Raw genomic sequence first — 12,020 nt, forward strand, 5'->3', positions numbered from 1 at the left:
GGAGGAAACGGATGACGCCGGAGCAGTCCTACCGCGAGTACGTCGCCGGCAATCTCGAGCGCCTGCGCCGGACCGCGTTTCTGTTGTGCGGCGACTGGCACACCGCCGACGACCTCGTCTCGACGGTGCTGGCGAAGCTGTACCGGCACTGGAGGCGGGCCGCGCGCTTCGAGCACCTGGACGCGTACGTCCGCCGCATGCTGATGCGAGCGTGGCTCGACGAGCGCCGCCGGCCCTGGCGCCGGGAGACGGCGACCGAGGTGCTGCCCGACGTGTCCGCCCCCGGCCCCGACGCCGATCGCCGGCTGGCCGTGCTCTCCCTGCTGGGCTCGCTGCCCCCGCGCCGCCGGGCCGTGCTGGTCCTGCGGTACTTCTGCGACCTCTCCGTCGAGGAGACGGCCGAGGCGCTCGGGTGCACCGAGGGGACCGTCAAGAGCCAGACGGCCCGGGCGCTGGAGTCGCTGCGGGCCCACCTCAGCGAGGGAGAAGCGTTGTGGACCTGAGAGAGGCCATGTGGGACGCCAGCGACGCCCCGCCGCCCACCGCCATCGACGTCGACCGGATCGTCACCGGCGAACGCCGGCGCGCCCGCGGCCTGCGGGTGGCCGGCTCCGCCGCCGTCGTGACCGTGCTCGCCTTCGGCGCGACGATGCTGCCGCGCTACTTCGGTGAGAGCCTGGCCCCGCCGATGGGCGCCCGGCCGACCCACTCGACCGTGCCCTCCGGCTCGCGGTCGATGACGACCCAGCCGCCGTGCGACGTCAAGCGGGGCGACGGCGACCCGCCGCTGCACCCGGTGACCGAGACCTGCGAGCAGGCCACCTCCCGGCTCTCCGCCACCTTCGGCGGGAACCTCCAGGACGAGCTGGGCAACGACTGGCAGACGCCGCGATTCGTGCGCACCACCGCCGCCTCCGTGTCGTACCTCGCGTCGTGGGACTACAACCGGGACGGCCACGCCTTCAATCTCAGCGTGTGGCTCTACGCCAACCCGACGGACAAGGCCGACTGGCTGGACGTGCCGTGTGACAGCGATTGCCGCCACGAGACGGTGAACGGCCTGCCCGTGATGATCACTTCCGGCCCCCGGGTCCTGGTCTCCCGGCCCGACGGCACGGAGATCCTCCTGTCCGTGGAGTCCTCGGCGGCCGGCAGCAGTGCGAACGTGCCGTTCATCAGCGAGGCGCAGGCGATCAGGCTGGCCACCGCGCCGGAGATGACGCTCTACCCCACCGTGCCCTGAGCGATCCGTTCGGCCGTCACCGCGGTGATGGCCCGGCCCCGCACCTGCGAGACGGTGAACCGCCAGTCCTGGACGGTCACCGTCTCGCCGGGGCCGGTCGGCAGCTTGCCCAGGCGCGCCAGCACCAGCCCGGCCACCGTGGTGAACGGCGCGTCCGGCCCGAGCTCGAGCGGGATGCGCACGTCGTCCAGGTCGTGGATGGGGAAGGTGCCCGGCAGCAGCACGCTGCCGTCGGCGTTGCGGCGCACCGGTGAGCCGGCGTCGGGGCCGGGCAGCGCGCCGACCACCTCGGCGACGGCGTCGGTGAGGGTCACGATGCCGTCGATCGCCCCGCGCTCGTCCACGACCAGCGCGATCTCCTGCCGCTCGGCCTTGAACCGCTGGAGCGCGTCGGCGACCGGCAGCGTCTCGGGCAGCAGCAGGGCCGGGCGCATGACGTCGCGGACCGTCGCGCCGGGGGCGGCCCGCACGAGGTCGGCCCAGTGCACGATCCCGGCCGCGCTGTCGAGGTCGCCGTTCTCGATCACCGGGGCGCGGGCGTGGCCGGACGCGGCCAGCTCGGTGGCGGCCTGCGCGGCGGACGTTCCGGTCTGAAGAGCGAAGACCATCGGCCTTGGTACCAGTACCGCCCGCAGGCTGCGCGCCGCGATCTCGACCGCGCCGGAGATGATCTCGCGCTGCTGTCGCGTGAACGTGGGCTGGCTGGCGACCAGGTCGCGCAGCTCCTCCGGGCCGATCTCGTCCTGCCGGCGGTGCGGGTCGGCCCCGGCCGCGCGGACGACGAGGTCGCTGGCCGACGCGAGCACCCAGATGGCCGGGCGCAGCAGCATGGAGAGCACCCGCAGCGGCCGGGCCACGGCCAGCGCCCAGCCCTCGGCACGCTGCATCGCGATCCGCTTCGGGGCGAGCTCGCCGATGACCAGGGTGACGAAGGTGAGCGCCAGGGTGACCAGCACGATCGCGAGCGGGCCGGACGCCCCGCCGAGGAAGCTCAGCAGCGGCTCGACCGGCTCGGCGAGGGAGACCGCGGCCGTGGCCGAGGCCAGGAAGCCGGCGAGCGTGATGCCGATCTGGATGGTGGACAGGAATCGGTTCGGGTCGCGGGCGAGGCTCGCGAGCGCACGGCCGGCGCCGTCGCGGCGCTCTAGGCGGCGCAGCTGCCCCTCGCGCAGGGAGATGAGTGCCATCTCACTGCCGGCGAACGCGGCGTTGAGCAGGGTCAGGAGGAGGACCAGGGCCAGTTCGAACCAGACGTTGTCCATTGGACGGTTGACGATAACGCCTCTAGCTGGGAAAAAGCTGACGGCGAACGATCTTGCCGGTGGCGTTGCGCGGGAGGGCGGGCACGAAGTAGACGTCCCGCGGCACCGAGAAACGGGCCAGCCGGTGCCGCACGTACTCGCGCACGGCGTCGGCGTCGACCTGCTCGCCGGGGTGCAGCGCGATCCACGCGGCCAGGCGCTGGCCGAACTCCGGGTCGGGCACGCCGGCCACGGCCACCTCGCGCACCTGCGGCAGGTCGGCGATCACGTCCTCGACCGCGGCCGGGTAGACGTTCTCGCCGCCGGAGATGACCATGTCGTCCTCGCGGCCGTCGACGAAGAGCAGCCCGTTCTCGTCGAGGTGGCCGAGGTCGCCGGTGCCGATGAGGTCGCCGTGGTACTCGCGGCCGGTGCCGTTGGTGTAGCCCTCGAAGAGCATGTCGTTGCCGACGAAGATCCGCCCCACGGCGCCGGTCGGCTGCGGCGCGCCCGCGGAGGACAGGATGGCCACGCGCGTGCCGTGCGGGGGCCGCCCGGCGGTGCCCGGCGCGGCGCGCAGCTCCTTCGGCACCGCGATCGACGCCCAGGACGCCTCGGTCGAGCCGTACAGGTTGTAGAGCACGTCGCCGTGCACGTCCATGAACCGGGTCGCCAGCGGGCCGGTCAGGGCCGAGCCGGAGACCGCGACCACCTTCAGCGTCGGGGTCTTGATCGCGGGGGCTTCCAGGATGCGCTGGAGCATCACCGGTACGGCGAACAGCGAGGTGCAGCCATGGGTGTTCACCGAGGCCAGGGCGCCCGCGGGCGTGAAGCGGCGGTTCAGCGCGATGGTGCCGCGCAGTGCCAGGCACAGCTGCAGGGCGGCCAGCCCCCAGGTGTGGAAGAGCGGGGCGGCCACGAACATCCGCTCGCCGGCGTTGAGCGGGATGCGTGACACGACCGTGGCCAGCGGGCCGAGCCCGGCCGGGTTGCGGCGCCGGGCCCCCTTGGGCGTGCCGGTCGTGCCGCTCGTGAGCACGACGATCGAGCCCGGCTCGGCCGGCGGGGCGAGCTCCTCGGCCGGTGCGCGCTGGATCAGCTCCTCGAGCCGCTCGGTCGACTGCCGGGGCAGGGTCGGCGGGACCGCGGCCAGCATGCCGAGGAACACCTCGTCGTGCAGCAGCAGCTGCAGGCCCTGGTCGTGGGCGACGGACTCGACCTGCGCGTTGCCCAGGCCGGTGTTGACGAGCACCGCCTGCGCGCCGAGGGCGACGACGGCCATCATCGCCTCGATCATCGTGGCGGAGTTCTCGCAGAGCAGCCCGACGCGGTCGCCCGGGCGCACGCCGAGCTCGACCCGCAGCCCGTTGGCGAGGCGGCGGACGCGCAGGTCGAGCTCGCCGTAGGTGACCTGGCGGCGCTCGTCGATCACCGCGGTGCGGCCCGGGTCGCGGGCGGCGGCGGAGCGCATCTCGCCGTAGAGGCCGAAGCCCCACCGGCGCAGCGCGTTGAGCTGCCGGATGACGCGGCCCGGGCCGGCCGGGTTGAGCACCTTGCGCTTGGCGAGCGTGCGCAGTACGAATCCGGCGTCCATCGGCGGTGAACTCCTCGTTCATGATTGCTCGGCTTTGAGGGGTAAGTCCGAAACCTACCCCTCTGACCGAAGTTGCGCGAGGTCAGCGGATGTACATACCCGAGATCGCGCGGGAGATCACCAGGCGCTGGATCTCGCTGGTGCCCTCGAAGATGGTGTAGATCTTGGCATCGCGGAACCAGCGCTCGACGGGGTGCTCGCGCAGGAACCCGGCCCCGCCGAGGATCTGCACCGCCTTCTCGGTGACCGCCACGGCCACCTCGCCCGCCTTGAGCTTGCTCATCGAGCCCTCGCCGGCCTCGAAGACGCGGTTGTTGCGCCCCATCCACGCGGCCCGCCACACCAGCAGCCGGGCGGCGTCGATCTCCATGCGCATGTCGGCCAGGGCGAACGCGATGGCCTGGTTCTCGATGATCGGGCGGCCGAACTGCACGCGACCCTTGGCGTACTCCAGCGCGTACTCGTACGCCGCCCGCGCCACCCCGAGCGCCTGCGCGCCGACGGCGGGGCGGGACAGCTCGAACGTGCGCATCGCCGCCTGACCCTGCGCCTTGCGGCCCTCACGCGCCCGGGCGAGCCGCTCGGTGAGCGCCTCCCGGCCGCCGAGCACCAGCTCGCCGGGGACCCGCACGTCGTCGAGGAAGACGTCGGCGGTGTGCGAGGCGCGCAGGCCGAGCTTCTTGAGCTTCTTGGCACCGTCGAGCCCGGGCGTGCCCGGCGGCACGATGAACGCGGCCTGGCCGCGCGAGCCCAGCTCGGGCTCGACGCTGGCGGTCACCACGTGCACGTTGGCGATCCCGCCGTTGGTCGCGTAGGCCTTCTGGCCGGTGATGACCCACTCGTCCGCGGCCTCGTCGTAGCGGGCGCGGGTGCGCATCGAGCCGACGTCGGAGCCGGCCTCGGGCTCGGTCGTGCAGAACGCGGCGACCTTCGGGTCGTCGGCGTCGCCGAAGCACTGCGGCACCCACTCCACCATCTGGTCCGGCGTGCCGCTGCCGTAGATGGCGGCCACCGCCAGGCTGGTGCCGAAGATGGCCATGCCGATGCCGGCGTCGCCCCAGAACAGCTCCTCGTTGGCGAGGCACAGCGAGAGGCCGGACGGGTCCGCCCAGGCGTTGGCGAGGAACTCGAAGCCGTAGAGGCCGATCTTCGCCGCCTCCTGGATCACCGGCCAGGGGGTCTCCTCGCGGGCGTCCCACTCCGCGGCGGCCGGGCGCACGACCTCCGCGGCGAAGCCGTGCACCCAGTCGCGAAGGTCCCGCTGTTCCTCGTTCAGGTCGAGCGAGAACTCGGGCATGACATCAGGCCTTGGGGATGTCGAACAGGTTCGCGATGTTGGCGGCGAGGCCGAGGTCGCCCTTGGCCTTGAGCTTGCCGGTCATGAACATCATCATGGGGTTGCCGACGCCGGCGACGACCTTGAGGAAGTCGACCGGGCCGACGGTGATCGAGAGCTTCGGCTCCTGGTCGGGGCTCGGCGAGAGCCTGCAGGCGCCGTCCGCGATGACCAGCTCGTAGGAGTCGGTGCCGCCGTCGGGGGCGCCGGTGATGTTCCAGTGAATGATCGCGTTGGTCGAGCCCGCGCGGTCGGCCCGGAACAGCTCGGGGAACCGGGAGAAGATCGTGTCCAGGATCGTCTTGCGCTGCGGGCTGTTCATGATGTCGGCCAGCTGCGCGTCCGGCGCGCCCTTGACCAGGGCGGCGAACTGCTTCGGGTCGACGTTGTTGAAGTCGCCCAGGGCGTCGAGGTCGGACATGGATGGACCCTCCGTCTGAATAAGCTACTCGTGCGTAACCTTACGCACGAGTAGGTAAGGTGGCAAGATGCTGAAACGGCTCCCCCGCGTCGTGCGCGAGCAGCAGATGCTCGACGCTGCGGTCAAGGTCTTCTCCAGGCGCGGGTTCCACGCCGCGTCGATGGACGAGATCGCGGAGGTGGCCGGCATCTCGAAGCCGATGGTGTACGCGTACCTCGGCACCAAGGACGAGCTGTTCCTGGCCTGCCTGCAGCGCGAGGCGACCCGGCTGATGGAGGCGGTCGCGGCCGGGGTCGTGCCCACCGCCCGCCCCGACGAGCAGCTGTGGAACGGGCTGCGGGCGTTCTTCGCCTTCGTCGGCGCGCACCGCGACGGCTGGCAGGTGCTCTACCGCCAGGCCCGCAGCGAGCCGCCCTTCGCCGCCGAGCTCTCGGCGATGCGCACCCGGATCGTCGAGGTCGTCGCCGGGCTGCTCCAGGGCGCCTGGGCCCAGGCCGAGGCGAACCGCACCGCGGTCGCCGACGACTTCCTCGCGATGGCCTTCGCCTACGTGGGCGCGGCCGAGTCGCTCGCGGACTGGCTCGCCGACCACGCGGACGAGGACCCGGAGCACACCGCGAACCGCATGATGAACTTCGTCTGGGTCGGCGCCGACTCCCTGCTGCAGGGCCGCGTCTGGCGGGCTTAGCTCATGCCTACGGCGGGGACCTGCGTGAGGCCGATACCCACCAGGGCGCCGAGCAGCAGCAGGGTGCCCACCACCGTCGCGACCTGCATGGCCGTGCGCTGCTTGGGTGGGGCGTAGGCGAACCCGAGGGCCACCACCGCCCCGACGATCAGCCCGCCGATGTGCCCCTGCCAGGAGATGAAGTCGCTGAAGCCGAACGTCACCACGAGGTTGAAGATCAGCACCGGGACGACGCTGGCGATGCTGAGCTTCAGCTTGCGCAGGATCACGATGAGCGCGGAGAACATGCCGAAGACCGCGCCGGAGGCGCCGGCGGTGGGCACGTTCGGCGCGGAGAGCAGGAAGACGAGGACGCCGCCGCCGAGGCCGCACAGCAGGTACAAGGCCAGGAAGCGAATCCGTCCGAGCGCCGCCTCCAGGGGCCGGCCCAGGATCCACAGCGCCCACATGTTCATGGCCAGGTGCAGCAGTCCGAAGTGCAGGAACATGGACGTGAAGAGCTGGTAGAAGTCGCCGTCGGCCACGCTGCGGCCCGCGACCCGCACGCCGGTCTCGGTGGCGAAGTAGGGCACCTCGACGCCGAGGCGGTGCAGCGGGGTCAACTGGCTGCTGAGCAGGCCGCCGAGCCCGCCGCCGCCGAGCCCCTTGGCGGCGTTGGCGCCCGCGCTGATGACCCCGATGATGAACACCAGCACGTTGATCACGATGAGCGTGATGGTCACCGTGCCGGCCGCGCCGGCCTGGGTGCCGCCGAACGCCGTGCGGGCCTGCCGCTGGGTCCTGCTCCCCTCGCGGACGCAGTCCGGGCACTGGAAACCGACCGAGGCCTCGTTCATGCAGTCGGGGCAGATCGGCCGGTCGCACCGGGTGCACCGGACATACGTCTCGCGATCGGTGTGCCGGTAGCAGACGGGGACCACGTTCGCCGGCGGCTGAGTCATGCTGACAAGGTTAGCCAGCACTCACCCGGTGCCCGGCGGCGCGCGGTCCCGTCCGTCGGCGCGTCGTTCAGCTGGTGCGCTCGATCGTGACGCTGTTGATCACGATGTCGTTCACCGGGCGGTCCATGCGGCCGGTCTGGGTGGTCGCGATCTGGTCGACGACCTTGCGGGAGGCCTCGTCCGTGACCTCACCGAAGATGGTGTGCTTGCCGTTGAGGTGCGGGGTCGGCCCGACCGTGACGAAGAACTGCGAGCCGTTGGTGCCCTGGCCGAAGCGCACGCCGGCGTTGGCCATGGCCAGCAGGTAGGGCCGGTTGAACTGCAGCTCCGGGTGAATCTCGTCGTTGAAGTTGTAGCCCGGGCCGCCGGTGCCGGTGCCCGTCGGGTCGCCACCCTGGATCATGAAGCCGCTGATCACGCGGTGGAAGATGACGCCGTCGTAGTACGGGCCCTTGCCGGCCTCGCCCGTGCGGGGGTCCGTGTAGTCCTTGGTGCCCTCGGCGAGCTCCACGAAGTTGCGCACGGTCTTCGGGGCGCGGGTGGGGAACAGCTCAAGCCGGATATCGCCGACATTCGTGTGCAGCGTCGCGAACAGTTGCTCGGCCACCAGTTCTCCCTTTCCTTGGTGACATTCCGTCATCACGGTATCCGACGGGGATTCTGCCGGTTCGGGGTGTACGGACCCCCGGTTCGATGCAGGATCAACACCAGCGGTCCTGGTCGTGAGGTTCCCCCTGGTCGGATCGGGGTAACCGGGGAAGGACGGGATTTCGCGCCTCGGGAGGTGGAGCAAGTGTTTCGACGTCGTCAGGTGCAGTCGCACACCCGGCTCATGCGGGACGAGTTCGGGGAGAGCCTGGATCACCTGCGGATGGCCGCGGCGCATGCCGCCGATGGCGCTTCGGGCGCCTTGGCGCCACGCGTCGACGCCGCTCGCAAGGCGGTGAAGCCGCGGTGGGACACCGGTGTCAACCGGGCCATGGGCAGCATGGAGTCGGTCATAGTGATCGCGCGCGAGCGCGGGAAGCAGGCCGGGCGCAAGGCCGAGAAGATGAGCCGCAAGGGCCGGAACAAGATCGCGCGCAACGAGCGCAAGTCGTCGCGGCGGGTGCCGATGGCGATCGGCGGCCTGGTGGTGGCCGGGGCGGCGGTGGGTGCCGCGGCCGCGTTCATGCGTCGCCGGCGCAACGAGCAGAGCTGGGACGAGTACGGCTCGACGCGCACGACCAGCGACACGGGGTCGATGCTCGGTGCCGCCAAGTCCACGATGGACGCCGGCATCGACAAGGCCAAGACGATGGGCGAGCAGGCGAAGGATCGCGCTTCGGACCTGATCGGCCACAAGAGCCCGAACGACGGGCCGACGAGCGGCGGGGAGTACGCCGCCTCGAAGAACAGCCGCTCCTAGCACGGCCTGATCGCACATGGACTGGCCCGTCCCCGGCCACGGGGGACGGGCCACCTGTGTATGGCTCAGAGCCAGCCGCTGCGGCGGAAGCCCCAGAACAGGGCGCCGCTGCTGCCCACCATCAGGGCCATCACGCCCGGATAGCCGAACTCCCAGTGCGTCTCGGGCATGAAGTCGAAGTTCATGCCGTAGATGCCGGCGATCGACGTGATCACCGCGGCGATGGCGGCCCACGCCGCGATCTTGCGCATGTCGTTGTTCTGGTCGACGCTCACCTGGGCCAGGCGGGCCGCCAGCACCGAGTTGATGACGTCGTCCAGGTAGAGCACCTGCTCGACCGCCCGTGCCAGGTTGTCGGCCACGTCGCGGAAGTAGCTGCGGATCTCGTCCGGCAGATCGGCCACCTGGCTCGCGACCAGGCCGTTCATCGGACGCTGGAGCGGCAGCACGGCCCGCTTGAACTCCATCAGCTCGCGCTTGAGCTGGTAGACGCGCTGGATGCGGTCGGCGCTGCGGCGGCCCCGGTTGCCCTGGGGGCTGAAGACCTGGTCCTCGACCGCGGCGACGTCCTCCTCGATGTTCTGCGCGACGTCCACGAGCGTGTCGACCACGCTGTCGGCGACCGCGTAGGCGACCGCCCACGGGCCGCGGGCCAGCACCTCCTGCCGACGCTCCAGCCCCGAGCGGACCGGCGCGAGGCGGCTGGCGTCGCCGTGGCGCACGGTGATGATGAAGTGCTCGCCGATGAACATCAGCACGTCGCCGGTCTCGACCACCTCGCTGGTGTCGGTCAGCTCGTCGTGCTCGACGTATCGGGCCGTGCGCATGGTCAGGAAGGTCATCTCGCCGTAGCGCTCGACCTTCGGCCGCTGCCGCGACTGCACGGCGTCCTCGACCGCGAGCTCGTGCAGCTGGAACGTCTCCGCGATCGCCGCCATCTCCGCGGCCTGCGGCTCCTTGAGCCCGATCCACACGAAGCCCCGGTGCCGGCGGGCGGCGTGCAGGGCCTCGGCGTAGGTGCGCTCGCCGGGCTGGCGGATGCCGTCCACGTAGAGCGCGCAGTCCACGATCGCGCTGTGGCCCGGCGCGGCCGCGGGCTTGGCCGCCGGCGGGGCGGAGTTGTTGAGCATCCGAGACATCGCCCGCACCGGCCGAGACAGCGCGCGCTGCAGCGGACCGGAGTTGGGGTGCTGTTCGTCGGCCATCTCGACCTCCCAGGTGGGACGAGGGGCCGGCCCGCGCGATGTTGGCACCGGGCGGACCGACCGCAGGTGGGGGGGTGGGGGCGCGGTCGGCCCACCCGGTGCCGTTGGGGGGCGGGGGGTGATGCCTGCGGCGCTCGCTTTGGAAAGCGCGCCGGGCTGGATTTTGATCCATCCGGTACCGCCGGCGGAACCACCCCCACCATCACGGTTTGGTGTCAGGTTCCTTGGAACGGGTATTTCTGCGCGATTGTGCTGCCTCAGGCCGACTTGCGCACGGCTTCGATCGCCGCGGCCAAGCGCTGGACACCCTCGTCGACCTCGTCGTTGAGCACCGCCGAGAAGGCCAGCCGCACCGAGTGCCGACCGCCGTCGAGCAGGAAGTCGGAGCCCTTGACCACGGCCACGCCGAAGTCCTTGGCCGCCACCTTCTCGAGCTCGGTGGTGTCGATGTCCTCCGGCAGCTCCACCCAGAGGAAGTAGCCGCCGTCCGGCTCCACGAAGGTGGCGTCCGGGATGTGCTTGCGCAGGCTCTCGCCGAGCAGGCGGGCCCGCTCGCCCAGCGTCGAGCTGACCTTCTCGATCGAGCGCGTGACGTCGCCGCTGGTGCAGAACTGGTGCACGATGGCCTCGGCCACCATGCTCGGCGAGATGTAGATCGTCGTGGCCCGCTTCGCGATGCCGCCGATCGTCGCCTTCGGCCCGACCAGGTAGCCGACCCGCAGGCCCGGCGCGATGGTCTTGGTGAACGAGCTCGCGTGCACCACGACGCCCGCGGTGTCCTGCGAGAGCATCGACGGCAGCTTCTCGCCCCGCCAGCGGATCTCCGCGTAGGGGTCGTCCTCGAAGATCGTGAAGCCGTACTCCTGCGCGAGCGCCAGCAGCGCGGTGCGCTTCTCCGCCGACAGGGTGACACCCGCCGGGTTCTGGAAGTTGGGGATGATGTGCGCCAGGACCGGGCGGACCCCGCTCTCCAGCAGCGCACGCAGCTCCGCGACGTCGATGCCGTCCGCCTCCAGCGTCACCGGGTGGACCTCGGCCCCCAGGTTGCGCAGGTTCAGCAGGGTGCGGTCATACGTCGGCTTCTCCACGATCACGGCGTCGCCCGGCTTCACCAGGTGCTCGAAGAGCAGGGCGTCGGCCTGCATCGAGCCGTTGGTGACGATGACCTGGTCGGCCTCCACGCCGTGCTTCTCGGCGATCCACGTGCGCAGCGGAAGGTAGCCCACGGACGTGCCGTAGGCCGTGATGCCGGCCGGGTCGGTCTCGAAGGCGCGGACCGCGGCGGCCTTGAGCCCGTCGACGTTGATGATGTCGAGACTGGGCGCGCCACGGGCGAAAGAAATCAGCTGCATGCCAGGCAGCCTACGCACGCGACCGCTGGCCGTTCAGCCGAGTTCCCGCCCTCCACCTGGGGTGTGAGCCGGCCGTTTCCGAGGTTCTTGCGGCCGGAGAGCCCCGGCGCGCCAAGATTCACGCCGAGATCGTCGTCTGGACCCAGACTCGCATGATGTCGCGCACGGAAATGACTCCCAACACATCGTCGCCGTCGAGCACGACCAGGTGACGGAAGCCGCCGCGGACCATCGCGGCCGCGGCCTCCTCGATCGTCCACGACGGGCTCGCGTAGACGACCTCCCAGGTGATGTGGTCGGCCGCGCGCTCGACGTCGGGATCGAGGTCGGTGCCGATCGCGTTGAGAATGTCCCGCTCGGTGATGATGCCGATGCCGGCGCCGTCGGGATCGGCGACGATCGCCGAGCCGACCTTCCGCCGCGCCATGAGCGCCGCGGCCTGCCGCAGGGTGTGGTCCGGGCCGAGCTGCACGACGGCCGTGGACATCGCTTCGTGTACCTGCATGGTGATCACTCCTCGCAAGGGCACGGTTACGCCACATGATCCCGTGCCGGGCGTGAAGTCTCAAGACCCGCTCACTCGCCGGTGCG

At 71.1% G+C, this 12,020-nt stretch carries 13 protein-coding genes; 4 read left to right on the top strand and 9 right to left on the bottom strand.

Translation table 11 applies throughout. The features are described 5' to 3' along the window. Window positions 1-11: 11 nt before the first annotated feature. Complete coding sequence (locus AC6JBM_RS44395; protein ID WP_497979707.1) at window positions 12-503, top strand: SigE family RNA polymerase sigma factor; 492 nt, start codon at window positions 12-14, stop codon at window positions 501-503. Next, the gene (locus tag AC6JBM_RS44400) at window positions 494-1,243 is read left to right on the top strand and encodes a hypothetical protein (protein WP_497979708.1); all 750 of its coding nucleotides are present in this window, start codon (window positions 494-496) and stop codon (window positions 1,241-1,243) included. Before AC6JBM_RS44395 ends, AC6JBM_RS44400 begins: the two co-directional genes overlap by 10 nt. Here the strand turns inward: AC6JBM_RS44400 and AC6JBM_RS44405 are convergent. The 4 genes from AC6JBM_RS44405 to AC6JBM_RS44420 all read right to left on the bottom strand — a co-directional run bounded on the left by AC6JBM_RS44405 (window position 1,225) and on the right by AC6JBM_RS44420 (window position 5,835). Then, a complete protein-coding gene (locus AC6JBM_RS44405) occupies window positions 1,225-2,505 on the bottom strand; it encodes a hemolysin family protein (protein WP_497979709.1) in 1,281 nt (426 codons plus the stop codon). The genes AC6JBM_RS44400 and AC6JBM_RS44405 overlap by 19 nt on opposite strands. A gap of 22 nt (window positions 2,506-2,527) precedes the next feature. Beyond that, a complete protein-coding gene (locus AC6JBM_RS44410) occupies window positions 2,528-4,078 on the bottom strand; it encodes an AMP-binding protein (protein WP_497979710.1) in 1,551 nt (516 codons plus the stop codon). 82 nt (window positions 4,079-4,160) lie between these two features. Further along, window positions 4,161-5,375 carry an acyl-CoA dehydrogenase family protein gene (locus AC6JBM_RS44415; RefSeq protein WP_497979711.1) on the bottom strand — a complete coding sequence of 405 codons (1,215 nt, stop codon included), beginning with the start codon at window positions 5,373-5,375 and terminating at the stop codon, window positions 4,161-4,163. A gap of 4 nt (window positions 5,376-5,379) precedes the next feature. Continuing rightward, window positions 5,380-5,835: an SCP2 sterol-binding domain-containing protein gene (locus AC6JBM_RS44420; RefSeq protein ID WP_350613921.1), complete on the bottom strand. Its 456-nt coding sequence runs from the start codon at window positions 5,833-5,835 to the stop codon at window positions 5,380-5,382. Between the two features lie 67 nt (window positions 5,836-5,902). Between AC6JBM_RS44420 and AC6JBM_RS44425 the strand changes: the two genes are divergently transcribed. Next, the gene (locus AC6JBM_RS44425) at window positions 5,903-6,523 is read left to right on the top strand and encodes a TetR/AcrR family transcriptional regulator (protein WP_497979712.1); all 621 of its coding nucleotides are present in this window, start codon (window positions 5,903-5,905) and stop codon (window positions 6,521-6,523) included. On the opposite strand, the gene AC6JBM_RS44430 is transcribed toward AC6JBM_RS44425, so the two are convergent. Together AC6JBM_RS44430 and AC6JBM_RS44435 are read right to left on the bottom strand one after the other, a co-directional pair. Continuing rightward, window positions 6,520-7,464: a rhomboid family intramembrane serine protease gene (locus AC6JBM_RS44430; RefSeq protein ID WP_497979713.1), complete on the bottom strand. Its 945-nt coding sequence runs from the start codon at window positions 7,462-7,464 to the stop codon at window positions 6,520-6,522. The two genes, AC6JBM_RS44425 and AC6JBM_RS44430, sit on opposite strands and share 4 nt — an antisense overlap. A 67-nt stretch (window positions 7,465-7,531) precedes the next feature. After that, window positions 7,532-8,071, bottom strand: coding sequence for a peptidylprolyl isomerase (locus tag AC6JBM_RS44435; protein WP_497979714.1), 540 nt, complete (start codon window positions 8,069-8,071; stop codon window positions 7,532-7,534). A 186-nt stretch (window positions 8,072-8,257) separates the two neighbouring features. On the opposite strand from AC6JBM_RS44435, the gene AC6JBM_RS44440 reads away from it, so the two are divergent. Beyond that, window positions 8,258-8,872, top strand: a complete 615-nt coding sequence (locus AC6JBM_RS44440) for a hypothetical protein (RefSeq protein ID WP_497979715.1) — start codon at window positions 8,258-8,260, stop codon at window positions 8,870-8,872. Window positions 8,873-8,937: 65 nt separating this feature from the next. Here AC6JBM_RS44440 and AC6JBM_RS44445 read toward each other — a convergent pair whose 3' ends face one another. The 3 genes from AC6JBM_RS44445 to AC6JBM_RS44455 all read right to left on the bottom strand — a co-directional run bounded on the left by AC6JBM_RS44445 (window position 8,938) and on the right by AC6JBM_RS44455 (window position 11,934). Continuing rightward, the gene (locus tag AC6JBM_RS44445) at window positions 8,938-10,077 is read right to left on the bottom strand and encodes a magnesium and cobalt transport protein CorA (protein WP_497979716.1); all 1,140 of its coding nucleotides are present in this window, start codon (window positions 10,075-10,077) and stop codon (window positions 8,938-8,940) included. A gap of 257 nt (window positions 10,078-10,334) precedes the next feature. After that, window positions 10,335-11,429: an aminotransferase-like domain-containing protein gene (locus tag AC6JBM_RS44450; protein ID WP_497979717.1), complete on the bottom strand. Its 1,095-nt coding sequence runs from the start codon at window positions 11,427-11,429 to the stop codon at window positions 10,335-10,337. 118 nt (window positions 11,430-11,547) lie between these two features. Next, entirely contained in the window at window positions 11,548-11,934 is a 387-nt protein-coding gene (locus AC6JBM_RS44455; protein WP_350613912.1) for a CBS domain-containing protein, read from the bottom strand. Window positions 11,935-12,020: the final 86 nt, after the last annotated feature.

This window comes from Dactylosporangium thailandense, from assembly GCF_059739745.1.